Annotated in this window: 23 protein-coding genes and 1 tRNA gene; 11 read left to right on the forward strand and 13 right to left on the reverse strand. The window is 67.6% G+C overall.

Translation table 11 applies throughout. The features are described 5' to 3' along the window. Positions 1-41: 41 nt before the first annotated feature. The 4 genes from pnuC (at position 42) to QCD70_RS15120 (ending at position 3,405) form a co-directional block, all read left to right on the forward strand. Positions 42-734: a nicotinamide riboside transporter PnuC gene (gene pnuC / locus QCD70_RS15105; RefSeq protein WP_301217717.1), complete on the forward strand. Its 693-nt coding sequence runs from the start codon at positions 42-44 to the stop codon at positions 732-734. A gap of 287 nt (positions 735-1,021) precedes the next feature. Further along, positions 1,022-1,552: an amino-acid N-acetyltransferase gene (locus QCD70_RS15110; RefSeq protein WP_301217719.1), complete on the forward strand. Its 531-nt coding sequence runs from the start codon at positions 1,022-1,024 to the stop codon at positions 1,550-1,552. A 34-nt stretch (positions 1,553-1,586) separates the two neighbouring features. After that, positions 1,587-2,072 (forward strand): 8-oxo-dGTP diphosphatase, encoded by a 486-nt coding sequence (locus QCD70_RS15115; protein ID WP_301217721.1) that lies wholly within the window; start codon positions 1,587-1,589, stop codon positions 2,070-2,072. Positions 2,073-2,160: 88 nt separating this feature from the next. Continuing rightward, positions 2,161-3,405 carry a GAF domain-containing protein gene (locus QCD70_RS15120; protein WP_301217723.1) on the forward strand — a complete coding sequence of 415 codons (1,245 nt, stop codon included), beginning with the start codon at positions 2,161-2,163 and terminating at the stop codon, positions 3,403-3,405. A gap of 8 nt (positions 3,406-3,413) precedes the next feature. Here the strand turns inward: QCD70_RS15120 and QCD70_RS15125 are convergent, their stop codons facing one another. Further along, positions 3,414-3,839, reverse strand: a complete 426-nt coding sequence (locus QCD70_RS15125; RefSeq protein WP_301217725.1) for a VOC family protein — start codon at positions 3,837-3,839, stop codon at positions 3,414-3,416. Between the two features lie 217 nt (positions 3,840-4,056). On the opposite strand from QCD70_RS15125, the gene exaC reads away from it, so the two are divergent. Together exaC and QCD70_RS15135 are read left to right on the forward strand one after the other, a co-directional pair. Next, positions 4,057-5,580 (forward strand): acetaldehyde dehydrogenase ExaC, encoded by a 1,524-nt coding sequence (exaC, locus tag QCD70_RS15130; RefSeq protein WP_301217727.1) that lies wholly within the window; start codon positions 4,057-4,059, stop codon positions 5,578-5,580. Positions 5,581-5,605: 25 nt separating this feature from the next. Further along, on the forward strand, positions 5,606-5,989 hold the full coding sequence (locus QCD70_RS15135) for a DUF779 domain-containing protein (RefSeq protein ID WP_301217729.1): 384 nt from the start codon (positions 5,606-5,608) through the stop codon (positions 5,987-5,989). Positions 5,990-6,227: 238 nt separating this feature from the next. Here QCD70_RS15135 and QCD70_RS15140 read toward each other — a convergent pair whose 3' ends face one another. The 5 genes from QCD70_RS15140 to QCD70_RS15160 form a co-directional block, all read right to left on the reverse strand. After that, positions 6,228-7,160: an alpha/beta hydrolase gene (locus QCD70_RS15140; protein ID WP_301217731.1), complete on the reverse strand. Its 933-nt coding sequence runs from the start codon at positions 7,158-7,160 to the stop codon at positions 6,228-6,230. Positions 7,161-7,240: 80 nt separating this feature from the next. Continuing rightward, entirely contained in the window at positions 7,241-8,392 is a 1,152-nt protein-coding gene (locus tag QCD70_RS15145) for a hypothetical protein (RefSeq protein WP_301217733.1), read from the reverse strand. Beyond that, on the reverse strand, positions 8,389-9,501 hold the full coding sequence (locus QCD70_RS15150; protein ID WP_301217735.1) for a hypothetical protein: 1,113 nt from the start codon (positions 9,499-9,501) through the stop codon (positions 8,389-8,391). Before QCD70_RS15150 ends, QCD70_RS15145 begins: the two co-directional genes overlap by 4 nt. Then, a complete protein-coding gene (locus QCD70_RS15155) occupies positions 9,498-10,364 on the reverse strand; it encodes a hypothetical protein (RefSeq protein ID WP_301217737.1) in 867 nt (288 codons plus the stop codon). The genes QCD70_RS15150 and QCD70_RS15155 overlap by 4 nt, the downstream gene beginning before the upstream one ends. A gap of 13 nt (positions 10,365-10,377) precedes the next feature. Continuing rightward, a complete protein-coding gene (locus QCD70_RS15160) occupies positions 10,378-11,970 on the reverse strand; it encodes a phenylacetate--CoA ligase family protein (RefSeq protein WP_301217739.1) in 1,593 nt (530 codons plus the stop codon). Between the two features lie 84 nt (positions 11,971-12,054). Between QCD70_RS15160 and QCD70_RS15165 the strand changes: the two genes are divergently transcribed. Together QCD70_RS15165 and QCD70_RS15170 are read left to right on the forward strand one after the other, a co-directional pair. Further along, a complete protein-coding gene (locus QCD70_RS15165) occupies positions 12,055-12,714 on the forward strand; it encodes a hypothetical protein (RefSeq protein ID WP_301217740.1) in 660 nt (219 codons plus the stop codon). Positions 12,715-12,777: 63 nt separating this feature from the next. Then, positions 12,778-14,343 (forward strand): carboxylesterase/lipase family protein, encoded by a 1,566-nt coding sequence (locus QCD70_RS15170; protein ID WP_301217743.1) that lies wholly within the window; start codon positions 12,778-12,780, stop codon positions 14,341-14,343. Positions 14,344-14,424: 81 nt separating this feature from the next. Here the strand turns inward: QCD70_RS15170 and radA are convergent, their stop codons facing one another. Further along, positions 14,425-15,894: a DNA repair protein RadA gene (gene radA, locus QCD70_RS15175; RefSeq protein ID WP_301217745.1), complete on the reverse strand. Its 1,470-nt coding sequence runs from the start codon at positions 15,892-15,894 to the stop codon at positions 14,425-14,427. 67 nt (positions 15,895-15,961) lie between these two features. Then, positions 15,962-16,741 carry a hypothetical protein gene (locus QCD70_RS15180; RefSeq protein WP_301217747.1) on the reverse strand — a complete coding sequence of 260 codons (780 nt, stop codon included), beginning with the start codon at positions 16,739-16,741 and terminating at the stop codon, positions 15,962-15,964. Between the two features lie 190 nt (positions 16,742-16,931). On the opposite strand from QCD70_RS15180, the gene QCD70_RS15185 reads away from it, so the two are divergent. Both QCD70_RS15185 and QCD70_RS15190 read left to right on the forward strand, forming a co-directional pair. Continuing rightward, positions 16,932-17,021 (forward strand) — tRNA-Ser (locus QCD70_RS15185). 145 nt (positions 17,022-17,166) lie between these two features. Then, positions 17,167-19,230, forward strand: coding sequence for a bifunctional lysylphosphatidylglycerol flippase/synthetase MprF (locus QCD70_RS15190; RefSeq protein WP_301217749.1), 2,064 nt, complete (start codon positions 17,167-17,169; stop codon positions 19,228-19,230). A 68-nt stretch (positions 19,231-19,298) separates the two neighbouring features. On the opposite strand, the gene QCD70_RS15195 is transcribed toward QCD70_RS15190, so the two are convergent. The 5 genes from QCD70_RS15195 to QCD70_RS15215 all read right to left on the reverse strand — a co-directional run bounded on the left by QCD70_RS15195 (position 19,299) and on the right by QCD70_RS15215 (position 23,974). Next, positions 19,299-20,732 carry an alanine--tRNA ligase-related protein gene (locus QCD70_RS15195; RefSeq protein ID WP_301217751.1) on the reverse strand — a complete coding sequence of 478 codons (1,434 nt, stop codon included), beginning with the start codon at positions 20,730-20,732 and terminating at the stop codon, positions 19,299-19,301. Positions 20,733-21,487: 755 nt separating this feature from the next. After that, on the reverse strand, positions 21,488-22,387 hold the full coding sequence (locus tag QCD70_RS15200; protein ID WP_301217753.1) for a hypothetical protein: 900 nt from the start codon (positions 22,385-22,387) through the stop codon (positions 21,488-21,490). Positions 22,388-22,447: 60 nt separating this feature from the next. Then, positions 22,448-22,948 (reverse strand): hypothetical protein, encoded by a 501-nt coding sequence (locus QCD70_RS15205; protein WP_301217755.1) that lies wholly within the window; start codon positions 22,946-22,948, stop codon positions 22,448-22,450. Next, positions 22,941-23,801 carry a hypothetical protein gene (locus tag QCD70_RS15210; protein WP_301217758.1) on the reverse strand — a complete coding sequence of 287 codons (861 nt, stop codon included), beginning with the start codon at positions 23,799-23,801 and terminating at the stop codon, positions 22,941-22,943. The genes QCD70_RS15205 and QCD70_RS15210 overlap by 8 nt, the downstream gene beginning before the upstream one ends. Beyond that, complete coding sequence (locus QCD70_RS15215; protein WP_301217760.1) at positions 23,780-23,974, reverse strand: hypothetical protein; 195 nt, start codon at positions 23,972-23,974, stop codon at positions 23,780-23,782. The genes QCD70_RS15210 and QCD70_RS15215 overlap by 22 nt, the downstream gene beginning before the upstream one ends. Before the next feature lie 572 nt (positions 23,975-24,546). Between QCD70_RS15215 and QCD70_RS15220 the strand changes: the two genes are divergently transcribed. Next, positions 24,547-24,744 carry a hypothetical protein gene (locus QCD70_RS15220; RefSeq protein WP_301217763.1) on the forward strand — a complete coding sequence of 66 codons (198 nt, stop codon included), beginning with the start codon at positions 24,547-24,549 and terminating at the stop codon, positions 24,742-24,744. The last annotated feature ends 110 nt before the right edge of the window (positions 24,745-24,854 follow it).

Consider the following 24,854-nt stretch of genomic DNA (forward strand, 5'->3'; position numbering starts at 1 on the left):
TGTGTCGCTGTGGCCCACCGGTCTGAGAGAGAAGGCGCACCGTGGATGTTCTGAACTGGCTGTTCAACGCACAGCTGCACATCGGCGACCAGACGATCCTGTGGCGCGAGGTTCTCGGCAATGTGTTCGGGCTGCTCAGTGCGCTGGGCGGGATGCGACGCAAGGTCTGGGCATGGCCGGTCGGCATCGTGGGCAACGCCCTTCTCTTCACCGTGTTCCTCGGCGCCGTGTTCGGCACCCCCAACCCGGTGAACCTCCTCGGCCAGGCCGGTCGGCAGGTGATGTTCATCGTCGTGTCGATCTACGGCTGGGTGCGCTGGCAGCAGGCGAAGCACGACGGCGGAGCCGCGGTGAGCCCGCAGTGGGCCGGGTGGAAGAACAGGATCCGGCTCGTGGTGGCTCTCGTCGGCGGCACGGCGATCGTGACGCCGGTGTTCCAACTGCTGGGGTCGTACGAGCCCGTCTGGGCCGACGCGTGGATCTTCGTGGGCTCGCTACTCGCCACCTACGGCATGGCCAAGGGCTGGGTCGAATTCTGGTTGATCTGGGTGGCCGTCGACCTCGTCGGCGTTCCCCTGCTGGTGTCTGCCGGCTACTACGCCTCCGCCTTCATGTATGTGTTCTACGGGGCGTTCACGATCGTGGGCTTCATTGTGTGGGCACGCATCCGTCGGGGCGAGAGGCTCACGATCGAGACGCGTTTTCCCGACCCCACGGTGCGCACCGAGTCGTGACCGGCGGCAGATCCGTTCGCGCATCCGCGTCATGATTCGCACCGGTTCGTGTCTCTTGAGGTGAGGGCATACAGCCCGGTCGGCACGCGGGCAAAACGGGACGGATCATCAGAAGGCTGGGCATGAAGAAGATCATCAGAAAGCTGGGCGACCGCCGGGTGTCGAACATCGAGCGACGCGTCACGCCCCGCGAGCTCGAACTGCTCGGCCGTCTCCTGTCACAGGAATCGAAGGCCTGATCGCGCGCTGTGCGCGGCACAGGGGCGAAGTGGCAATAGGCTGGTTCGATGCCCGAAGTGACGAAGCCCGCCCCCACCTACACGGTGCGGCGCGCGCAGACGAGTGATGTGCCGTGGATCAAGGAGCTCGTGGAGCCCCTCGTTCAGCGACGAATCCTCCTGGGCAAAGAGCTCGTCGTGTTCTACGAGGCGGTGCAGGAGTTCTACATCGCCATCGACGATGAGGGCAATCGCATCGGCTGCGGCGCCCTGCACGTGTTCTGGGACGACCTCGGCGAGGTGCGCACTCTGGCCGTGGCCGACGCCTGGCTCGGCAAGGGCGTGGGCCGCGCTCTGCTCGAGGCCGTCGAGGGCGAGGCGCGAAGGCTCGGTCTCACGCGACTGTTCTGCCTCACCTTCGAGGTGGGCTTCTTCGAGCGCAACGGCTTCATCGCGTCGCCGCTCGGCCTCGTCGATCCCGACGTGTACTCCGAACTGGTGCGCTCTCCCGACGAGGGCGTCGCCGAGTTCCTCGACCTCGCTCGCGTCAAGCCGAACACGCTCGGCAACACGCGCATGCTGAAGCACCTCACCTCGTAACATGCCGAACATCTGCGGCGGGTAGCCTGCTGCAATGTCTCCGTACCAGGTCTGCGTCTGCTTCATCACCCAGCGCTCTGAGCAGGGTGTGCGCCAGGTGCTGCTCGGCCGCAAGAAGACAGGTCTCGGGCTCGGCAACATCGTGGGCCTCGGCGGCAAGATCGAACCCGGTGAGACGGCGCTGCAGGCCATCGTGCGCGAGATCGAAGAGGAGTCGAGCCTGATCGTCGAGCCGACCGCGGTGAGCGAGGTGGGCTTCATCCGATACGCCTTCCCGTTCCGCGAGAACTGGAGCCAGGACTCGACCGTCTTCGTCGTCGAGGCGTTCAGCGGAACGCCGGCCGAGTCCGACGAGCTCGTGCCCGACTGGTACGACGTGACCGAGCTGCCGCTCGACGGCATGTGGGACGACGCGAAGTACTGGCTGCCTCAGGTGCTCGCCGGTGAGACGGTGCACGCGAGCTTCACCTTCGGCGAAGACCTGAAGACCGTCTCCGAGTCGTCGTTCGACGCCGCGTAGACACCCGAAACGGGTATCCTCGAGAGTACGGCCGGATGCTCGCGGTCCGGCCCGCATTCCCCGTTCGATCAGCGTTGATTGGCACCCTATGACGAGCCCGTGGCTCGCGCAGCCCCAGGCCGCGCCGGCAGCTCCCCGACCCCTGGTCAGGGCCTCCTGGAATCGCGCCCTCGAGCGGCACCTCGATCCCGAGCTGCTGCTCGCCGCCCTCGAGGTCGCCGAAGACGAACTCGTCGACTACAGGCTCGCGCATCCGCTCGCCTCGGTGCTGCCCGTCATCCGCCGCCTGCTCGTGCGCGACGCCGACGACGACTCCGGCATGCTCGTGGCCGTGGGGGATGCGATGGGTCGCCTTCTCTGGGTCGACGGCGACCGCGCGCTGAGGCGCAGGGCCGAAGGCATGCTGTTCGTCGAGGGAGCGGGCTGGGCGGAGAGCCGCGTGGGAACGTCGGCGCCGGGCACCGCGCTCGAACTCGATCACGCCGTGCAGATCTCGGGAGGCGAGCACTTCAACCGGCTGGTGCACGAATGGAGCTGCACCGCCGTGCCCGTGCACGACCCCGAGACCCGGCGCATCCTGGGCGTCATCGACATCACCGGCGGTCGGCAGGCGGTCGACCCGCACACGCTGCCGCTGATGGAGGCGACGGCGGCGGCCGTGGAGTCCGAGCTGATGGTGCAGAGGCTCCGCGCCCAACGCGACCGCATCGGGGTGCGCCGCCGATCGCCGCGCACCGTCGCTCCTCCGACGAGGCCGCTGCTGCGCGTGCTGGGCCGCGACACGGGTGAGCTCACGTCGCCCGCGGGTCGGGTGGAGCTCTCGGCGCGGCACACGGAACTGCTCACGCTGCTGGCCTGGCATCGGCAGGGCCTCTCTGCGGAGCAGCTCGCCCCGCTTCTCTACGACGAGGGGGAGTCGCCCGTGACCCTCAGGGCCGAGATGGTGCGGCTGCGCAAGGCGCTCGAGCGCGCGCACGTCGACCTCGGACTCGAATCGCGGCCCTACCGACTCACGAATGCCCTCGAACTGGATGCGCAGCACGTTCTGGCCCTGCTCGATCGAGGGGCGCATCGCGTAGCCCTCGCAACGGCTACGGGCGCGGTGCTGCCCGGCTCGTCGGCGCCCGGCATCGAGCACATCCGCGCGGAGGTGCGGGCGCGCCTGAGGGAGGCAGTTCTCACCGACGCGTCGGTCGACGTGCTGCTCGAGTACGCGCAGACGGCAGACGCGGTGGAGGACGCCGAGGTGTGGAGCGCCCTTCTGCGTCTGCTGCCCCCGCGCTCCCCGAGGCGGGCCGGCATCGTGGCCCACCTCGAGTCGCTCGAGGGCTGACGTCGTTCCTAGGCTGCGGGGGCGAACAGCTCGAGCGCGATGTTGTCGGGGTCGCGGAACTCGAGGATGTAACCCGAGCCGATGTCCTTGACGTCCTCGTGAGTGATTCCGAGCCCGTCGAGCACGACCGCGGCGGCATCGAGCTGCTCGCGGCCGGCGACCGCGAAGCTCAGGTGGTCGAGGCCCACCCTGTTCTCGTCGAAGCTGTCGGCGTCGTCGGCCACCGGGCGCAGGCCGAGCAGCCCGCCCGGGTAGGAGTAGATGACGCCGCCGAACAGGAAGGCGAGCTTCTCCTTCGTCTCCTCGTCTGCATCGGCGGGCGGCGCCTCGTAGGCCACGTCGAAGCCGAAGACGGAGTCGTAGAACGCCCGAGAGGCGGCGATGTCGACGACGGTGAGGCGTACGTGGGCGTAATCGATGGCGGGAATGGGCACGGCGATCTCCAATGATCGGAGGGGGGATGAGCGGACATCTCCGACCATGCCACGGAGGTTCTCCGCGGATTAGGCCTTGACCTCACAGGTGCAACCCGGCGTCGGCATGCGCGCCGTCGCATCCGGCCCCGTGCAACGGCCTGCAACGTCGCGAAGCGTAGCGTCGGGGGAGTCTGAACCACAGACATCCGACAACGACGTCGAAAGGCACACACGCATGACTGTCTACGCGAACCCCGGAACAGACGGGGCCGTCTTCACCTACAAGCCGCGCTACGACCACTTCATCGGAGGCGAGTACGTCGCGCCGGCCAAGGGTCAGTACTTCGAGAACCCCACGCCGGTCACCGGGCAGAACTTCACCGAGATCGCCCGCGGCACTGCCGAGGACATCGACCTGGCGGTCGACGCCGGCTGGAAGGCCTTCGACGCCTGGGGCAAGACCTCCGTGGCCGAGCGCGCGGTGATCCTGAACAAGATCGCCGACCGCATGGAGGAGAACCTCGAGCTGCTGGCCGTGGCCGAGACGTGGGAGAACGGCAAGCCGGTGCGCGAGACGCTCAACGCCGACATCCCTCTGGCCATCGACCACTTCCGCTACTTCGCCGGCGCCATCCGCGCGCAGGAGGGCGGCATCTCCGAGCTCGATCACGACACCGTGGCCTATCACTTCCACGAGCCGCTGGGCGTGGTGGGACAGATCATCCCGTGGAACTTCCCGATTCTCATGGCCGTGTGGAAACTCGCCCCCGCGCTCGCGGCAGGAAACTGCATCGTGCTCAAGCCGGCCGAGCAGACTCCGGCGTCGATCCACGTCTGGCTCGACCTGGTGAAGGACCTGCTGCCGGCCGGAGTGCTCAACATCGTCAACGGCTTCGGCATCGAGGCGGGCGCCCCGCTCGCATCGCACCCGCGCATCCGCAAGATCGCGTTCACGGGCGAGACGACGACCGGCCGACTGATCATGCAGTACGCCAGCGAGAACCTGATTCCCGTGACCCTCGAACTCGGCGGCAAGAGCCCCAACGTGTTCTTCGCCGACGTGGCCGCCGAGAAGGACTCGTTCTACGACTCGGCTCTCGAGGGCTTCACCTTCTTCGCTCTCAACCAGGGTGAGGTCTGCACCTGCCCGTCGCGCGCGCTGGTGGATGCCTCGATCTACGACGGCTTCGTCGGCGACGCCCTCGAGAGGGTCAAGCTGGTCAAGCAGGGGAACCCGCTCGACACCGACACCATGATCGGCGCGCAGGCGTCGAACGACCAGCTCGAGAAGATCCTCAGCTACATGGACATCGGCAAGCAGGAGGGTGCGAAGCTGCTGATCGGCGGGGAGCGCAGCGACCTCGGCGGCGAGCTCTCGGGTGGTTACTACGTGCAGCCGACCGTGTTCGAGGGCACCAACTCGATGCGCATCTTCCAGGAGGAGATCTTCGGGCCGGTGCTCGCGCTGACGAAGTTCAACGGCTACGACGAGGCCATCGAGATCGCGAACGACACGCTCTACGGCCTCGGCGCCGGGGTCTGGAGCCGCAGCGGAACCCAGCTGTATCGCGCGGGCCGTGCCATCCAGGCCGGGCGTGTGTGGTCGAACACGTATCACCAGTACCCGGCCCACGCGGCGTTCGGCGGCTACAAGCAGTCGGGTATCGGGCGTGAGAACCACCGCATGATGCTCGACCACTACCAGCAGACCAAGAACCTGCTGGTGAGCTACGCGAACACGGCGCAGGGGTTCTTCTGATGCCGCGGATCGCGCGGCTCGTGCCATGAGTCCCCGGGTCGAGGTGACGAGTGCCGCAGCAGACATGCTGCGGCACCTCGCCGAGCAGTACGGGCCGCTGATGTTCCATCAGTCGGGCGGATGCTGCGACGGGTCTTCGCCCATGTGCTACCCCGTGGGCATGTTCCGCACCGGGGGCTCCGACGTGCTGCTGCAGACGCTCGAGATCGACGGCCTCGCCCCCATCGAGTTCTACATGTCGGCCAGTCAGTACGAGTACTGGAAGTACACGCATCTGACCGTCGACCTCGTCGACGGGCGGGGCAGCGGCTTCTCGGTCGAGGCTCCCGAGGGCAAACGCTTCATGATCCGCTCCAGGCTGCTGACCGACGGAGAGCTCGCGGAGTACGGGGTGGAGGCGCGGGCGTAGATCAGCGGACGTGCGGAGAGTCCACCTATCCGAGCGTCAAGAGGAGCTCGGATGGTCGATATCTCCGCCCGAGAATGCCACCCCACGGGCTTGGCGGCGACATCGCCGCCAAAACGGGAGGAAATTCGTGCATCCGATGGCCTATTCGGGTCGGATGCACGAATCTCCTCCCGTTCTGCCGTCTTGGCGTGGGATTCGAGTAATTCGCGCCCGATGTCGCAGCGGGCGCGGCGCGGGGTCAGCGTTCGGCGAGTTCGCGGCGCAGAAAGTCGACCAGCTCGGCGGATGCGCGGCGCGAGACCCGCATGATGCCCGGGTAGGTGACCCAGCCGTGCGGAGCCTCGGCGTAGGTCTTCACCTCGACGGGCGTTCCCTCGGCTGAGAGCCGCGCGGCATAGACCAGCGCCTGGTCGCGCAGCACGTCGTGCGCCGACACCTGCACGAGCGCGGCAGGAAGTCCGGCCAGCGATGCCGCGTGGACGGGCGCCACCGACGGGTTGTCGTCGGCCCCGTGCTCGCGCGACGCGCCCAGGTAGTAGCGGAAGAAGGCATCCATGTCTGCGCGATGCAGAACCGGCTTGCGTGCGTTCTCGCGCATCGACGCGTCGTCGAGCGTGGTGTCGGTGACGGGGTAGATCAGGCCCTGGGCCCGGATGGCGGGGCCGCCCGCATCCCGCGCGAGCAGGGCGATGACGGCCGACAGGTTGCCGCCGGCGCTGTCGCCGAAGACGGCGAGCCGCGACGACGATGCGCCCAGTTCCTCGGCGTGCTCCGACGCCCACCGCACCGCGGCCAGGCAGTCGTCGACGGCGGCGGGGTAGGGATGCTGCGGGGCCAGTCGGTAGTCGACGGCCACGACCACGGCGCCCAGCTCGGCAGCCACACGCGACGGCAGCCAGTCGCAGACGTCGAGGCCTCCGAAGAGGGTCCACCCGCCGCCGTGGAAGTACACGGCGATCGGCAGGGCTGCCCCGGCGGCGGGTCGGGAGTGGGCGAGGTGAGGCGTGTACACGCGCACGCCGAGCGGCCCATCGGCGGTCGGGATCGTGAGATCGCGCGCGTCGACCCGGGCGTCTCTCGCCCCGAAGAGCATCCGCCTGACCGGGGCCGGAATGGTGCGCATCGACTGGTTGTGCTCGATGTCCGTCGGGCTCATGGTGGCGATGTGCATGGAGCGGAACCTGTCCATGAACCAGCCCCACGCGCGAACACGTGCCGGTATCGCCACAGATCGCGCCGCCGAGTCGGACGTCACTGCGCCGACGAATCGGTGAGCCGCGGCGAGCGGGGGACGTGCCTGGCCTGGGCGACGCCCGCACTGAAGACCGACAGGGCCACGTCGCTGCGCGAGAGCCCGAGTCGTTTACGCAGGGCGCCGTGCGCGGCCGGCGAGTCGATCAGCTCGGAGTGCGGCGAGATGGCCACGCCCTGGCGGTGCGCGTGCAGCCAGAGCCGCTGCAGCACGCGACCGGCCTCGAGGGCGTGCGGCTCGGTCACGCCGATGCGGCTGTCCATCGCCTCGGTGACGCTCAGGATGTCGTCGATGCCGGCCGCGCGCGAGTTCGCCACGAGCACGTGGTGCGTGGGTGCCCCCGCCTCGTCGGGCACGCCGGTGGGCAGAGGGGCGTCGCGTCCGAGGCCCTCGAGCAGGCGTGCAATGGGGCCGGCCAGGGCGACGACGGGATCGCGGAGGCGGGCCGTGCGCGTGAACGGTGCGGCGATCCGGGCGAGCGGGCGGGGCATCACGAGCATCTCGTCGGTCATGCCGTCGAGGTCGTAGCGCGGGTGGCGCGGGTCGAGACGCAGCCAGTGCAGCAGCTCGTTCGCGATCGTGGCGCGCGAGGCGGTGAAGGCGATTCCGAGCGTGCTGAGCTGCCTCATGGCACGGTCGTCGAGCGAACGGACGCTGAGCCAGGGCGGCAGCTCCAGGGAGTCGAGGTTCGAGAACACGTCGGGCCGGCCCACGAGCGCGCCGCGGTAGACCCGTCGCTCGCGCACGTCGTCGGCGGTGAAGGCGGTGAAGGAGCCGACGGGCGACGCCGACGCTTCGGGCGATGTCGGAGTCAGCGTCACCCGAAAGACCGGCTTGTCGGCATCCGCCGGGCCGCGCACCGGGAGCGACTCGAGCTGCGACAGGGCGGGAAGCACCTCGACGTCGACCGCGTGGCCGGCCTCGGCCGCCCCGATGGAGACGCTCTCGATCCACGCCCCCAGCGACATGATGACGTCTCGAAAGGTGGGGTCGCCGGCGGGGAGGGTTCGAGACGGCACGATGGCCACCTCGATGCCGCCGTCGGCGACGCGCGGCGACCACGGCTGGGTGTTGTGCGGCGAGGGCGATCTGCTCGCCAGCAGCACCAGCTCGTGCAGCAGCTCGGGCGTCGCCGGGGTGGGGTCTGTCATGCGGATCCTTCTGTGATGGGGCGCCGGTACAGGGTCGAGCCGTGCAGGGGTGTGCCGCCGAATCGCGAGAACTGCCGGGCCGAGCCCGCATTCTCGAGGCCGACGGTGGTCGTGCGCAGGCGCCGGTAGCCGCCCGCCGCGAGGTTCGTCTGCAGCTGACGGCTGAGCAGGGTCAGGATGCCGCGGCCCTGTCGAGCGGGCGCGGTGCCCTGGATGATCAGGATCGCCTCCCGCCGGTATCGGCCGCGGGTGAGAAGCAGCTCGAGCTGGCGCAGCGCAGTGAGGCGTCCGCCCACCTTCTGCACGAAGGGCGAGATGTCGGGGAGCACCAGGATGAAGGCCACGGCCTCGCCCGAGGCGTCGTCGCGGGCGAGCAGCAGCAGCCTCTCGTCGAGCAGGAAAGAGAGCCCGTCGGTGGCCGCGGCCATCTCGGCCGGGGTGATGCGCGTGTAGTACGGAAGCTGTTCGAAGGCGGCGTTGAGCACGCCGAGCAGCTCGGGAATCAGCGTCTCCGTCTTCGACTTGTCGCCGTATTCGAGACGGATGCCTGCGGCCGCGAACTCCTGCGGCTCCGGCTCGGAGACGGGCACGGATCCGATCTCGACGCTCCAGGTCTGCGCCTCCTGCGTTCTGGTGAAGCCCGCCGCCTCGTAGACCCGCGGCACCCACTCCGGATTCCACGCCGAGTCGACGAAACCCCGCTCCGCGAAGCCCGAGGTGATGACGCCGGCCGACTGGTTGGGCAGAAGCGAGACGGGCCCCAGGAGCTGCTGTTTGCCCGCCGATCGACCGGCCTCGTCGAGGTGCGTGAACAGGGCCGACGCCGCCTCCGCGTTCGCGAAGTCCGTGGCTCCGAACAGCTGCGACGCCACCCCGAACTTCGCGTCGAGGCGCGCGTCAGTGTGCACGGTCGAGCGTCCCACGACCCGGCCGTCGTCGTCGCGCACCAGAACGAGGCGCACCGGTTCGGGGTGCGGGCTTGTGCCGCGATACCAGGAGCGGATGGTCGACTCCAGCAGAGGCACGGCGAGCTCGCGAGGCCAGAGCCGGTTCGGCAGATCGACGAACTCGCGCAGGGCCCGCGCGTCGGAGACCGTCTCGATTTTCATGAGGCCGGCCCCGTGGCATCCGGTGCCGGCGCCGAGCCGCGGCCCGTCGTCTCGGGCGCCGTGTGCAGCCGGATGTAGCCGGCCGTGCCGTTGCGGGTGTCCTTGGTGATCCACTGCATGAGGTGCCGGTGGCCGGGCATGCGCGCGAATGCCAGCAGGTCGTCGCGGCGCTCGAAGAACGCCAGCGTGCCGAGCGTGAACGGGAACTCGTAGTAGGTCGTGAACCACACGTAGCCGCGCATCGTCACCATGCGGGCGATCATCGGGTAGTAGATGCGCGACAGCGCGATGAGGGCGGTCGGCCCCGTGTACTTGGTGGCTCCCACGAACATGGCGTGCGCGTCGGCGATGGGTCGGGTCGCGCTGTCAGGGCCCTTTCGTATCTTCGGCGTCTTCGGGCGGCCCTTCGGCCGGTCGGTGGATGCGGCGGCGACCCGGGGCGGCTCCGTTCCGCGGCCGGCCTCGACCGACGTGGGGGTGAAGCGCTCGATGTGGCCCATGCGGCCGTCCTCAGCCCGCCAGACGCCGTTGGTGTAGCCGTTCGGCTCGGCCTCGAGGATGCGGCCGGTGGGATGCTCTCCGTCGAGTCGCATCCAGGGCTCGAGGTGGGTGGGCGCCGTCACGAGCGCGTGGTCGAGCTGGTCGCGGTCGACGAAGTACGAGGCCACCCCGAGGATGCCGGGCGATCGGCGGTAGCTCTTCTGCCAGAGGAAGCCGGGGGAGTCGGCGAGGTGAGCCGCCAGCTCGCGCCGGGCGGCGCGGGCGCGTCGCGCATCCGGTGCCCGCCCGAACCGCCGCTCGACGACGATCATCGCACCCGCCCGGCCCTGGGGCGGTGCCAGCGAGAAGTCCGTGGAGCGCATCAGCCGACCCGGTTCATCGCGTCGGCGACGAGGTCGTCGGCACTCCGCCGCGGTCGGCCTCGTCGACGAGATAGACGTTCTTGATCTTGCGGGGGCCGCCCTCGAAAACTCCCGTGCCGAAGGGGTGCACCTCGATGCGCACGTCGGAAGCGGTCGGATCCTCCTCGAGCGACTGCGCGATGTCGCGTGAGACGGAGGCGAGGTGCTTGAGAACGCCGGCGGCCGAGCGTGCCTTGAGTTCGTCGGTGGCCGCGTCGTCGAGCGTGGCTCCCTCGCGCAACTGCAGGTGGATGACCGGTCGCTGCTCGAGGTTGCCGATGTCGAGCAGGCTCAGCTTGAACGACTCGATCTCGCTCGCGTGCGGGTTGTCGAGGTAGAGGCCGTTCTCCACGTCGAGCGGGTAGATGTTGGCGCCCATGTACGAGATGGTCGAGTCCTTGCGGCCGAAGAGCAGCACGAAGGGAAGCTTCATGCGCTGGGTCGAGAAGGCGCGCTCGAAGGCGAAGCCGAGGCGGGGGTACTTCTCGGCGTAGGCCTGCATCTCGGGGAACGTCACGATCTTCGCCTCGTCGCCGATGTTGTAGCGCAGCTTCGGGCTCATGATGGCCGTGGAGTTGAGCGTGACGAGCAGCTCGTCGTCCTCCGTGGTCTCGAGGTAGGTCTCGAGGGGGTTGTACTGGAAGATCATCGGGGTGCGCTGCTCGCCCTCGCCGAGCACGTCGCGGCGCAGCGGCTCGTTGGCCACGAGGGCGCGCCGCAGCCAGACCGAGAGGTCGCTCTCGCCCGACATGCCGATGGTGAGGTCGGATGCGCCGTAGCCGGAGTAGACACGGGTGAAGCGGTCTTCGAGGTAGTCGCGCAGCCCCTCGGTGAGGGCCTCTCCACCGACGAAGCCGTTGAGGTTGTAGGAATCCCAGTCGAAGCCCTCGCTGTCGAGGCGATCGCGCAGGTGCTTGAGGAAGGGCGGGTAGGCGCTGATGAGGTAGACGTAGCCGGGCCCGAAGTGCTTCAGGGTGTCGACGATCTTGTCGATGTCGGGGCCGGTGTTCTTGACCATCGCGATCTTCGACATGGCGAGGCCGGTGTTGGTTCCCGTCGCCCAGGCGCCCATCGAGAAGGCGTTGATGCAGAACAGCTTCTTCGTGCCGAACAGCAGCGTGATGTAGCCGGCCACGTTCTTGTGCACGGTGTCGAGCTCGCGCTTGGAGCGCATCCAGTTGTAGGGCGTGCCGCTCGAACCGCTCGACTCGTCGACCACGGTGCCGACGGTGATGATCTCGCCGTTCCAGCAGCGTTCCGCTTCGGGGTACCTGTTCACATAGTCGCTCTTGGATGTCGGCCGGTAGTTCGTGAGCTGCCACCAGCGGAACGAGAACTTCTCTTCGTCGAGGTAGTCCTTGTAGGCGGGCACGTCGAGGTAGGCCTGCTGGCAGACCATCCAGGCGTTGAGCCGCGCGAAGCGCTCCATCGACGGGTGGTAGTGCCGTGCGGTGAAGCGCCAGAGCGCCGGATGCAGCCGGTAGACCGCGTAGGTGGCGGTGACGATGGCCGTGGCGATGCGCAGGGCGGCCTGTCGAAGTGCACTCGTTCGTTGCGGTCTGGGCACGATGGTCCTTCGATCGGAGACGTAATTCACCCTACAGCCGCGCCAATGCGGGTGTCAGACCGCGAGTGCTCGTAGCCTAGGGTCATGTCGACGATCAAGAATCCGGTCGGGCCTCAGCCGAGCAAGGTCTACTGGCGTCGGCGCGTGCTGGTGCTCGTGGGCCTGGTCGCCGTGATCGCCATCATCGTGCTGATCATCGTGCGGCCCGGATCGTCGTCGAATGTCGGCAACCCGACGAATCCGACGGCGTCATCGAACGCCCCGGCGGCGACGACGCCTCCGGCCGAGGCGAGCGAGCCGCAGAATGTCGATGCCGCCGCGCCTGCCGACGGTGAGACGCCCGCGTGCGACGCCGCGAACATCCAGGTCACGCCCGTGACCGATGCCGACACGTACGCCGCAGGGGTCAACCCGCAGCTGTCGCTGAGCGTGACGAACACGGGCGGAACGGCCTGTTCGATCAACGTCGGCACCGGGCAGCAGGTCTACAAGATCACCAGCGGCGAGGAGCAGTACTGGATCTCGACCGATTGCCAGACCGAGCCCACCGACATGCCCACCGTCATCGACGCCGGCGCCACCCTCGCCTCGACGCCGTTCGCCTGGGACCGCACCCGTTCCGCCGCCGACACGTGCGCCGCGACGGATCGTCCGCAGGTTCCGGCGGGCGGCGCGTCGTACCACCTCGACGTGTCGATCGGCGGATTCGCCTCGTCGGCGAGCAAGCAGTTCATCCTCGGATAGCGGCCGCGCGGGTGGGCCGTCAATGACAGGCTCGCGTTCACCTCGTCGGATTAGCATCGGCGCATGACCCGGCACACCGACACCCATGGCCTCGATGTGCGCACCCGCCAGGGGATCGTGCGAGGCGTGCGCCATGCGGCGATCGAGGCGTGGCGCAACATTCCCTATGCCTCCGCACCCGTCGGCGAGTACAGGTTCCGCGGGCCGCGACCGCCCGCCGAGTGGACGGGTGTTCGCGACGGCTCCACGTTCGGTCCGGTCGCCTGGCAGTCGCGCGAGGGCAACTTCGTGGGCGCCGCGAAGAACCAGGAGATGAGCGAGGACTGCCTCAGCCTCAACGTGATGAGGCCGGCGAGGGGTGCCGGCTCGGGCTCTTCTGATGGCCGCCTGCTGCCGGTCATGGTGTTCATCCACGGCGGCGCCTACGCGGTCGGCTCGAGCGCTGAGTACCCGCGCAACGGCGAGGCGCTCGTGCGCGACGGCGGCATCGTCTACGTGAGCATCAACTACCGGCTCAGCGCGCTGGGCTACCTCGACTTCTCACGGTTCTCGACACCCGAGCGCCCGATGGAATCCAACCTCGGGCTGCGCGACCAGGTCGCCGCCCTGCAGTGGGTGCAGCAGAACATCGCTGCCTTCGGGGGAGACCCGGCGAACGTGACCGTGTTCGGGGAGTCGGCGGGCGGCAATGCGGTGACCACCCTGATGGCCACGCCATCCGCTCACGGGCTCTTCGCCAAGGCCATCGCGCAGAGCGCGCCGACGAACGCCATCTACCCGCCCGAGCTGACCCAGCGCTGGGCCGACGAGTTCGTGGCCTTTCTCGCCGACCGCATCGAGCCGGGCGGCGTGGAGTCGACCTCGGTCGACGATGCCGGAGAGCTGCTGACCCGGGCCGACCCATCCGATCTGGTCGAGGCCGCGACCGCGCTGACCCTGCTCACCCCCGACCGCGACCCCGGCACCATCGCGCTGTGCCCTGTGATCGACGGCGACTTTCTGCCCGAGCGCCCCCTCGACGCCTTCAAGTTCGGTCGCGCCGCGCGCATCCCGCTGATCATCGGAACGAACGACCGCGAGGGGTCGCTGTTCACCGGTCGGCTCGACATCCTCGCCACCACGCCCACCCGCATCCGGGCGATCTTCTCGCGCACCAAGAAGAAGGCGCGCAAGGCGATCAAGGCGGAGTATCCCGGGCTGCCGGCGAAGCGCCCGGCCGCCGACTTCGCGGGGGACTACGCGTTCTGGTACCCCACGGTGAAGGTGGCCGAGCGCCACTCGAGGTTCGCCCCTGTGCACTTCTACCGCTTCGACATCGCGCCGCGCCTGGTGCGTCAGCTCGGCTTCGACGCGACCCACGGCCTGGAGCTGTTCGCGTTGTTCGACCGCATGAACGGCTGGTTCGGGCGTGCGATGGGTGCGCTGGGCGGGCGCCGAGCGTTCAAGCGCACGGGCGACCGGATGCGACGGCACTGGATCGAGTTCGCCCACAGCGGGCGGGTGCCCGGCTGGCCCGCCTACGACGAGCAGACGCGCAGCACCATGATCTTCGACGAGGTCGACAGGGTCGAGGACGATCCGCGCGGTGCGCGCCGGGTGGCGTGGCAGGCGTTCGTGCCGCACGTGTGAGCCAAACGCATCCGCGCCTCTTCGGCGCATGGGCGCCTGTTCGGCCGGGAGCGGATGCGCCAAACCGGCGCGGATACGACGTCAGTCGTCGTCGCGGTCTGTCTCGACGAGGCGCAGGGGGTTGGCGGGAGGCGGCACGACAAGTCCGCGCCTTGCAGGGCCCTTCTGCACCGGGAACGAGCCTGTGGAGGGGTGCGCCGGGCTGACCCGCGACCCGGCGGCGGGCTGCTTGTCGAAGGCCACGCGGAACGCGCGTCGGATCTGCGTCTCGTCGGGGCCGAGGATGTCGGTGAAGCCGAGCCTGCGGGCCTCGGTGACGCGGAGGCCCGACGATGCGACGGGCCGCACCTCGCCCGCGAGGCTGATCTCGCCGAAGGCTGCGAAGGTGTGCGGCAGCGGAAGGTCGCTGTTGGCGCTCGCGATCGCGAGGGCGATGGCGAGGTCGGCAGAGGGATCGATGAGGCGCACGCCTCCGACGGTCGAGACGTAGACGTCGCGGTCGCCCAGCGGGATGTTGAGCCGTCTCTCGAGGACGGCCAGCAGCATGGCGACCCTCGAGCCGTCGACTCCATTCGTGACTCGTCGGGGGTTCGGTGCGGTGGTCTTGACCACGAGGGCCTGGATCTCGACGGGCATCGCGCGTCGGCCGTCGAGGGCGACGGTGACGCAGGTGCCGCTGACCGCCTCGCCGCTGCGGCTGAGGAACAGACCGCTGGGGTCGGGCACCTCGGCGATGCCTTCGGAAGTCATCTCGAAGCAGCCGACCTCGTCTGTGGGACCGTAGCGGTTCTTGAGGGCGCGCACGAAACGCAGGCTGGTGTGGCGGTCGCCCTCGAACTGGCAGACGACGTCGACCAGGTGCTCGAGAACGCGCGGGCCCGCAATGGAACCGTCTTTGGTGACGTGGCCCACCAGGATGACGGGGAGCGACCGCTCCTTCGCGACGCGGATGAGCGCCGACGCCACCTCGCGCACCTGAGTGGGGCTGCCGGCCGCGCTGTCGATGGAGTTGCTGGCCACGGTCTGCACGGAGTCGACGATGACGAGGTGCGGCTGCACGGCGTCGATCTGGCCGAGCACGGTCGACAGGTCTGTCTCGGCGGCGAGCATGAGAGTGGGGGACAGGGAGTGGGTGCGCTCGGCGCGCAGCTTGACCTGACTGACCGACTCTTCGGCGCTCACGTAAAGCACACGCAGGTGGTCTTCGGCCGCCTTCGCCGCGACCTCGAGCAGGAGGGTCGACTTGCCGACGCCCGGCTCGCCCGAGAGCAGGATCGTGGCGCCGGGAACCAGGCCGCCGCCGAGCACCCGGTCGAACTCGTGGATGCCTGTGGCCCAGTGACTGGCGGCCTCGGTGGATATCTCGGTGATGGGCTGGGCGATGCGGGTCTCGCTGAGCTTCGCCGCCTTCACCGTGCGCGCGATGCCCTCGTTCTCGGCGCTCGACACGACGGTACCCCAGGCCTGGCACTCGCCGCAGCGCCCGACCCACTTGACGCTCTGCCAGCCGCACTCGGTGCAGCGGTAAGCGTTCGGGGTCTTGGAAGCCATGCCTCCACGATAGACGCGACCGACGACATCCGGTCACCGCCTGTGGAGAGTGGTAGGAGTGGCGGCTCTAGGCCTCGGGGTCTTCGCCCCAGCCGTCGTCGTTGCGGCCCTTCGCGGCGAGGGCGGCGGCGCGCTCTGCCAGGCGCTGGCGCACCTCGGCCTGAGCCTCTTCGACGATCTTCGGGTCGAGGGGAACGTTCACGTTGTGCGGGTCGCCGTGGTACTTCTCGATGTAGGCGTCGAGCTCGGGGCCGGACGTCCACGAGGTGATGAGGCAGTAGCGCGGCTCGGGGCCCTTGTGCCAGACGGCGTGCCAGAAGCGCTGCGTGTCGACGATCAACTGGGCGCCCGCGGGCAGCGCGATGCGCACCTCGGTGTCGGGGTCGAAGCGGTTCTCGCGCAGGATCATGAACGACTCGGCGTCGTCGGAGAGGTTGAAGAAACCGCGTACGATCCAGCCGGTGCCGTCGGGGTTGAGGCGGTTGTTGTCGTCTTGATGCAGGTTGTAGAGCGCGTTCGCGTAGGTGTTGGGCTGCAGCTCGATCACGCGGCAGCGGCCGATGTTGGCTCCGGGCTCCTCGGCGCGGGCCTTGAGGATGGGAGCGTGCTCGACGTTGGCCTGAACCCAGACGCCGTCTTTGTCGGTGCGCGGGGGCGTGTGGTTCCAGAATCCGTTGCATTCCATCTCGCCGAACGCGGAGGCCAGCGGGGCGAAGCGGGTCACCCCGGAAGATTTCCAGTCGACGTATTCGAGGTCGAGCCACTCCTGCGGATCGGCGGCCTGGTCGTAGCGGTCGAGAACCACGTAGCCGGTCTCTTCGAATGCTGCGGAGCGGATGTAGCTCATAGAACCAGGACCCTTTCAGTGGGAGGGCGCGCGGGATTTGTCGCGCCCAACTAAGGCAAGGCTAACACCTCGGATGCGCCGGATTCCGGCCCGGATCGGCTCGATCGGGCGGCATCCGCGAGATTCCGGGCTTCGAGTTCTACAGGCTGTAGATTCGCGCGAACCTCCGGTCTGCATTACACTCGTCCCCGGTACCGTGTCCGAGCGGCCGAAGGTGCAACTCTCGAAAAGTTGTGTGCTTGAAAGAGCACCGTGGGTTCAAATCCCACCGGTACCGCCACGATCAAACCCCCTGCTTCTCCTTGCTCAGCAAGGAAGTCAGGGGGTTTCGTCATTTCCGGATGCGGATGTCGACGGGTGTCCGAGCGCCATCTCGGCCAGAATGACCTGAAACGCATTCCCGCACCAGGCCCCGGAGGCACACCGTGACCACATCGGTCCGATCCGTCATCACGCGCATCCCCGCGACCCTCATCCTCGCCGCCATCGTGCTCGCCGTCGGAGTCTTAGGCCAGGGCCTCTGGGTGCCGACACCCCAGCAGCCGTGGTGGGAGTCCGTCGCCTATGGCCTGCCCGCGCTGCAGGAAGGCCGGTGGTGGACGCCGATCACGGGCACCTTCTTCGTGGTCAGCCCGTGGACCTACGCGGTCGCGATAGCGGGCTTCGTCTTCGTGGGGCTGTTGGAATGGCGCCGGGGAACCAGGGTCGCGATGACCTACTTCTGGGTCGGCCAGATCGTCGCGGTCCTCGCCACCGCGGCGTTCCTCTGGGCGGCCAGCCTGCTTCCGTGGCCCTGGGCCGTCGATCTCGCCGGCATGCTGGATGCCGGCCCATCCGGTGGCACCATGGCGTGCTTTGCCGCCTGTGTCAGCCTGTTCCCGTCGCCGTGGCGACAGCGCGGCTGGCTCATCGTGGTCGGCTACGCGGCCATCGGCGTGCTGTTCCTCGGCACGCTCGCCGATCTGGAGCACGCGTTCGCGGTGATCCTGGTGCTCGCCGTCGACAGGTCGTTTCACATCAAGCGGGCGAGCCTCCGCGAGCGGCGGCTCCTGGCCTTCGCCGGCGGCCTCGCGCTCGGGGCCATCCAGATTCTGACCCTGCTGGTGCCCACCAATGGGCCCTTCGGCCCGACCGCCCCAGGAGAAGGTCCGCTGCTGGAGGCCACCATCGACGCCGTGGTCATCCTTCTCGTGGCCAACGGCCTGCGCCTCGGACGACGCTGGGCCTGGGTTCTGACGATCGTCTGGGCGCTCGTGAACCTCGCCGTCGCCGGGCTCTACCTCACCTTGTCGATCGTGGTGGATCCCATCGATCTGCCGCTGGGCCTGGGAGACATCGACGTCTTCGTCGCTACAGCCGTGATCTGGGCCGCCTTTCTCCTGTACCTCATCGCGACACGCCACTCCTTCGGGTCTCGCCGCAAACGCCCGCTCGGCTCCGAAGAAGACCGGCACGGGGAAGGCGCCCCGACCGCCGACGACGCCCGACAGATCATCACGCAATACGGCGGTGGCAGTCTGTCGTGGATGACGACGTGGGAGGGAATGGAGTATTTCCGCACCGAGCAGGGGGTCATCCCGTATCAGAAGCACGTCGGTGTGGCGCTGGTGCTGGCCGACCCTCTGGGACCGGAGTCGGCGGCTGCTGCCAGCATTGCCGAATTCGTGGGTGCGGCAGAGCGCGACTCCCTGATCCCGTGCTTCTTCAGCTCCAGCAAGCACACCCGCGACAGTCTTCCTGCCGGTTGGCGCGACCTGATCATCGCCGACGACACGATCGTCGACCTCCCCGGCCTGGCATTCACAGGCAAGCCCTGGCAGCACGTCAGAACGGCGATCAACAAGGCCGACCGTGAGGGCATCACGTTCCGTATGACCACCCTGGCAGAGGAGACGTGGGGCATCCGTCAGCAGCTGCGCGCCATCTCCGAGTCGTGGGTCGGCGACAAGGACCTGCCCGAGATGCGATTCACGCTGGGCACCCTGCAGGAGGCCGAGGATCCGGAGGTTCGGCTCGCCCTGGCCGTGTCGCCGAACGGAGACGTCGACGGCTTCCTGAGCTGGCTGCCGATCTACGGACCCGAAGGAACGCACACCGGCTGGACCCTCGACCTCATGCGGCGGCGCGATGGCGGTTTCGGCGCGGTCATGGAGTTCCTGATCGGGTCATCGGCGCGCACCTTCGCCGAGGAGGGCGCGTTGATCGTCTCGCTCTCCGGCGCGCCGCTGGCTCACCAGGCGACCGATGACGAGGGAACGATCGCGCATCTGCTCGGCCAGCTCAGCGGCATCCTCGAACCCGTCTACGGGTTCTCGTCGCTGCACCGTTTCAAGCAGAAGTTCAATCCGCGCACCGAGCCGATCTACCTGCTCTACCGCGACGAGGGAGACCTCACCCGCATCAGCGCCGCGCTGACCCGCGCCTTTTTGCCCGATGCCACCCTGCGTCAATTCGCGGGCGCCGGCATCGACATGCTCCGACGCGACTGACCGGATGCGGAAGGCCCCCCGGTCGGGCCCGAACGCGGCCGGGCGTCAGACGGGCGCATGGCCGGGCGTCAGGCGGGCGCGCCGCCGCCCGGCAGGCCGGCCGCGCCAAGCCGCGTGGCGCCGCGTGAACGGGCGCGCTGCTCCTCGAGCGCGGCGGCGAAGCCCGACTCCCAGTCCTCGGCCACGTCGATGCCGAGGCGCCGAGCCTCCTCCACCGAGAGCTCCTTCGGAAAGCCGTGCGTGTCGGAGAGGCGGAACACGTCGAGGCCGGTCAGCGTCGCCCCCTGGTACTCGGCGAGGGCGCGGAGCCCGCCGGTGAGCGTGCGGCGGAACGCGGTCTCCTCTTTCACGAGCACGGCGATGACCTCGTCGCGCGAGGCGGCCACCTCGGGGTAGTCCGAGGCGTACAGGTCGGCGATCACGGGAACGACCGTGGAGAAGAAGTTCTCGGACAGGCCCAGCGAGAGCGCGAACCGGATGGCGCGGCGAAGGAGGCGGCGCATCACGTAGCCCTGCTCCTTGTTCGACGGGCGCACGCCGTCGACCGCGAGGAAGGTGGCGCCGCGGAGGTGGTCGGCGATGATCCGCATCGCCGCCGTCTCGTCGTCGTAGCGGCGTCCCGTCAGCTCCTGCAGCGACTCGATGATGGGCCACAGCAGCGAGATGCGGAACACCTCGTCGGAGCCGATCGACGCGGCGGCGATCCGCTCCAGGCCGCCGCCGAAGTCGACGTTGCGCTTGGTGAGCTCCTCGAACAAGCCGTCCTCGCGCCGCCGATACTGCATGAAGACCTGGTTGCCGATCTCCATGAACTGCCCACCGTCGCTCGCCGGATGCGCCAGGCCGTACGACGCATCCTGATGCTCTGCGCCGAAGTCGTAGAACACCTCGCTGTCGGGCCCGCAGGGATCGCCGATCGGCGTGCCCTCGAGCGATCCGCCCCGCGACCACCAGTTCTCGCCGCCGTCGTAGAAGAAGATGCGCTCGCCGGGCCGCACACCCCGGGTGTCGCCATCCGCCTGCGAGCCGATCTCGGCGATGCCGTTCGAGACGCCGCGCTCGGCGAAGACCGAGGCCCAGATGGATGCCGCCTCGTCGTCGCGGGGAATCCCGTTGGCCGGATCACCGATGAAGCAGGTGACGTAGATCTTCGACGGATCCAGGCCGACCACGTCGACCAGGAAGCCGTAGAACTGGCGGATTTGCGTCTCTTTGAAGTAGTCGCCGAGCGACCAGTTGCCGAGCATCTCGAAGAAAGTCGTGTGCCGATTGTCGCCGACGTCGTCGATGTCCTGGGCGCGTACGCACGGCTGGCTGTCGGTCAGGCGCACGCCGGCCGGATGCTGCTGCCCCAGCAGGTAGGGAAGGAGCGATTGCATGCCGCTGCCGTTGAACAGGGTGGACGTGTCGCCTCTCGGAACCAGGGGAGCCCGATCGATGACGGTGTGCCCCTTCTCCTCGAGGTACGTCAGGAACGAGTTGCGGACGTCGTGGGCGTCCATGCTGCAAGCGTTCCATACGAGCCGCGCTTATGCGTCTGCGGTTCCCGAGATGCAGTTCTGCGCCGTCGAGTAGGCCGCCCGCGGCCGTATCGAGACTCGTCCCGTTCCCTGAGCCTGTCGAAGGGAGTGGTTTCGATACACCGGCTCGTTCCTCGCGCGGCTCCCCAGCCAGCGCATGGTGTGGCCACGTTGCTTGCGAGACCGCCCGTGAGAGTTGTCTCTTCGCGTCGCGCCGTGCTGCCCATCCCGATGTGCCGGATGGGCAGAACAGCGCCGCGCAAACGACGAGTCATGATCGTGTGGCGTCATCGTGCCCATCGCCGGGACCCGGATGGGCGCAACGGCGCCACACGATCCGCTCTGATCGAGGAGTCGGACTCCGTGGCTTCGGAAGGACCTCTCGAAACGAACTAACGGAGCACAAATCAGTCGATGCGCCATCACTCGAGCTGCGAGAGCGGCATGTTGCTATAAATGTGCGTCTGTAGGTTGCAGGAGCACGACGTGGTCGACGAGTCCGACGGCTAATTGAGGACAGTTTCGTTCCACCTCAGTCCACGGAGCCAAAATCCGGGGGCTGAATCGCCCAGAAAGTCCTGCCCGAGCACTCTGTCATCATTTAGCGCCAGCTGCGGCTACGCAAACGACGATCGGAGTTCGCCATCAGAACCGCAGTCGAGCGCGAGGCCCTTCGACAAGCTCAGGGAACGCCGCGGCCGTGTTCCACACGAGCCGCCCGATCGCGTATCGACACGTCAGTCGATGAAGAAGGAGGTGACCTTCTCGCTGGAATCGAGAATCTCGGTCGCGGCCACACCGACTTGCAAGGCGAGGTCGACTGACCCGCGGAGTGCAACATCGAGGTCGGGGGAGGACGCTCGCTCGAGTACCACCAGATACGTGGCCATGCTGGTATCGAGCTTGTCGATGAGCTCCCGGTAGTTCGCCGCAAGAGACTTGTCGATGTCTCGCTGCTGCTCGAGGTACTCCGAGATGAGCTCCGCCTCCCGCTTCGAGAGGGAAGACGAAACCGACGTATACATGATGGTGCCAATAGTGTTGCCGATGACGGCACCGATTACCGGGACCGGGATGAGCGCCTGCCCCACGAATGAGGACAGGGCACTGATGGCAGCCCGCAGTGCGATGGTCTCGGCGTTTTCGATGAACTCCAGCTCGTCGATCTCGCCGTGGCGAAGGCAGTTCGCCTGCTCCGCGATGGCTAAAGCCGCTGTGACGACGGCGCTGGCGACAGCGCCGGATGTCGCTGTGAAGTTTGTGAGCGAGTAGATGCTCAGACCGCGCACGCCACCCGTGACCGAGCCGAAACCGGTCTCGGTTGCAATATCGATCCAGTCGCGGCTGGTGAAGTCCTTGAGGTTCTTGCCTTGGCGGCGCTTCTCTATCACAGCCAGCACAAAGGTGGTGCCGCCTTCGATCGCCGCAGCTGCCACCGTGGCCTTCGCGCCCTCGGCCAGTGTCGGACGACTCTGCTGGTACGCCCTGTTTCGCCGAGCCTGATCGGTGGAGCGGAGGGATTGCTTCTCTGTCTCGAGCGTCGAGCTGTAGGCATCTCTTTGCACCTCGTGATACTCCAGATTCGAGGGCTCGAGCGATTCGATGCTGACAACGCCCCCATCGAAGAATGCCTGCACCCGCGTCCAATCCTTCATCGATGGGCCATCGCCGCTGCGCGAGAGCACCCTGCCCGCGTCTTAGGGCGACATGGCGTGCAATTTCTGGATCACCTCGAAATGATCGCCGGGGATCTGGTACTTTCCTCCGTTCTCGACGAAGTCGGGGTATTGCTGGAGATGCTCCGCGATCGCGCCCAATCCGAACCGCCCGCCAGCAGCGACGAACTTCACCTGAATCTCCACACCGCCGCGCACTAGGTCGACCGGACCGTTGTCGTTCACCCAGTCGTAGGCGGCGTTTTCGCCCAGGATCTGGTTTCGGGCGTTGCCGACACCCACCTCGGCGAGCTCGGCGATGAATCCGTGCATGCCCTTGATTCCGCCGCGATTTGTGGCGACCACCTCGAGGTCGATTCTCTTGATCGCGTCGTCGACGCTGCCGAGTGCGTCTCGCAGGTTGACATCTTGCTGACGGAAGGCGCTCAGCAGACCGTCCAACCTCAGCTGGTTGAGGTGGTTCATCCAGGCAGCGACTGCCTGCTCCTGGTTGCTCTTGGCGAGCTTCGATGACTCACTCACCGGCACCTGCTTCGATGCGCTTGCTCAAAAGGGCAGCGCACGACGTCGCCGTGTTGACGAGCGTGCCGAGCTGAGATTGCTGGGACGCAGATAGCTCGAGAAAGTCGGCGTCGAAGAACCGCAAGGCTTCGGTGTAGCTCTTCCTTAGGAGTTCGCGCAGTGACGTCGTGCGCTGCAGCAGGTCATCGATCTGCGCATCCAGGCCCGTCACGAGTGCAGTGTTCTGGCGGACAGAGATCAGCGCCCGCTGCTTCTCTTCTCGATTGTCGAACTTTTTTTTGGCGAACAACGCGATCGACACCAAGACCGTTGCCCCCGCAACCGTCCAGCCGATCGGGCCTGCAAGCGCGAGCAGTGCCCCGCCTGCTGCAGTGCCTCCGCCGCCGGCGGCGATGGCTCCACCTCCGAGCCACGCAAGGGCTGCATTGGTCGCCGCGGCGCCGGAGAGAGTGGAGATTGCGGTGCCGGTCGACGCGGCACCGAACGTGGTGGCCGCCCACATCGCCGCGGTCGGTGCCATGCTCGCCACCGCGGCACCTGCGGCAAATCCCGCGCCTACGCCGGCGGCCGACCTTCGTGAGGCCTCCAGGTCTTTTCGGGCAAACTCTTCAGCCTCCAGGAATTGGGATCGGTGGTGCTCGATGTCTTCGAAGTCGGTCGTGAACGACTTCGGTGTGTTGGCGATGCTGTTCACCAGCAGCTCGACGAGCTCAATGAGATCGGTCGAGCGTTCGCGCTGGCGCATGACCGACAGGCCCCTGTCGCTCATTGCAGTGAACGCACCGTTGTAGTCGGCGATGGCCTGCACATACAGGTCGATCTTCTTCGCGATCAAGCCCTCGACCGTGTCCACGGCAGAGTGCGTGAGTTCGCCTGCATGATCGGCCAGTTGCGTCGTAGCTCCCCGCGCGCGAACCTGCCGATTCCGTCGACGGCCTTGCCGAGGCCGCGTTCTCTGTTGGCGGCCTTGCCTTCGGCCTTCATGGCTTTGCCTTCGACCTTGCCGGTATTGGACGAGTCAGACACGGCGATCTCCGAGTTCGATTGTGTGCTCTTTTCTGACACGAGACTATCTAGCGCCGGTGACATGCACACGAGACGACACCGCGGCCGACCAGACATCCCTTTCGTAAACCACGCGCGTCCGGCTATAAGGATCGCTGTGACGACCAACAAACCGTACGACTGTAACCACTCGACCATGGCGATATGGGATCGAGCGCGCCCGACATTGCTCGACCATGGAGAGATTCGCGTACACCGAGCCGCCTGCATATATTGTTCACTACAGCTTGACTCTGATTTGATCGTCCTCGAGGCTTGCGTTTTAAGGACCCACACGAATATGACGCGGTGGTCTCTTCACGACTGCCGGGCGTCGACATCGCCCGCGGGCTGGGCCTGCTCGGAGTCTTCGTCGCCCACACAGCGCCACCCTCGGGAATGCACCCGATCGACGTCATCCTCAACGTCGCAGAACACATCTCCGCGCCCCTGTTCACCCTGATCCTCGGCGTCCCCCTCGGATTGATGACCCAGCGCGGCACGGCAACAGCCGCTCGAGAACGTCCGAAGCTCCGACGGCAGCTGGCGCGCTCATGCTCGTCGTCCTCGGAATCGCCGTCGGATACCTGGGCGCCCAAGTCATTCCCATCCTGAGCTACTTCGGCGTCGTCATCCTTCTCCTCATCCCCCTGCTGTTCGTGAGCACCCAGTGGCTCGTCGTGTCCGCAAGTCTGCTGGTCGCGCTGAGTCCGCTTGCCCAGACCTTCGTGCCCGGCCTGCTCAGCGGGTAGCTGACCAGCGGCCTCGCCGCATCCGGGCAGGCGCCGCCGTTCTGGGGCCCGTGTCAGGCCTGGCGAGCTTTCTGTTCTTCGACCCCGGATACCGGGTGAGCGGGCTGCTG

The organism is Agreia sp. PsM10, from assembly GCF_030433855.1.
GTDB lineage: Bacteria > Actinomycetota > Actinomycetes > Actinomycetales > Microbacteriaceae > Agreia.

Bases quoted from the DNA above. Each gene is read 5' to 3' on its own strand.
- QCD70_RS15110 (WP_301217719.1), top strand. From the start codon at position 1,022: ATGCCCGAAGTGACGAAGCCCGCCCCCACCTACACGGTGCGGCGCGCG.
- QCD70_RS15115 (WP_301217721.1), top strand. From the start codon at position 1,587: ATGTCTCCGTACCAGGTCTGCGTCTGCTTCATCACCCAGCGCTCTGAG.
- QCD70_RS15120 (WP_301217723.1), top strand. From the start codon at position 2,161: ATGACGAGCCCGTGGCTCGCGCAGCCCCAGGCCGCGCCGGCAGCTCCC.
- exaC (WP_301217727.1), top strand. From the start codon at position 4,057: ATGACTGTCTACGCGAACCCCGGAACAGACGGGGCCGTCTTCACCTAC.
- QCD70_RS15135 (WP_301217729.1), top strand. From the start codon at position 5,606: ATGAGTCCCCGGGTCGAGGTGACGAGTGCCGCAGCAGACATGCTGCGG.
- QCD70_RS15140 (WP_301217731.1), bottom strand. From the start codon at position 7,160: ATGCACATCGCCACCATGAGCCCGACGGACATCGAGCACAACCAGTCG.
- QCD70_RS15145 (WP_301217733.1), bottom strand. From the start codon at position 8,392: ATGACAGACCCCACCCCGGCGACGCCCGAGCTGCTGCACGAGCTGGTG.
- QCD70_RS15150 (WP_301217735.1), bottom strand. From the start codon at position 9,501: ATGAAAATCGAGACGGTCTCCGACGCGCGGGCCCTGCGCGAGTTCGTC.
- QCD70_RS15155 (WP_301217737.1), bottom strand. From the start codon at position 10,364: ATGCGCTCCACGGACTTCTCGCTGGCACCGCCCCAGGGCCGGGCGGGT.
- QCD70_RS15165 (WP_301217740.1), top strand. From the start codon at position 12,055: ATGTCGACGATCAAGAATCCGGTCGGGCCTCAGCCGAGCAAGGTCTAC.
- QCD70_RS15170 (WP_301217743.1), top strand. From the start codon at position 12,778: ATGACCCGGCACACCGACACCCATGGCCTCGATGTGCGCACCCGCCAG.
- radA (WP_301217745.1), bottom strand. From the start codon at position 15,894: ATGGCTTCCAAGACCCCGAACGCTTACCGCTGCACCGAGTGCGGCTGG.
- QCD70_RS15180 (WP_301217747.1), bottom strand. From the start codon at position 16,741: ATGAGCTACATCCGCTCCGCAGCATTCGAAGAGACCGGCTACGTGGTT.
- QCD70_RS15195 (WP_301217751.1), bottom strand. From the start codon at position 20,732: ATGGACGCCCACGACGTCCGCAACTCGTTCCTGACGTACCTCGAGGAG.
- QCD70_RS15220 (WP_301217763.1), top strand. From the start codon at position 24,547: ATGCTCGTCGTCCTCGGAATCGCCGTCGGATACCTGGGCGCCCAAGTC.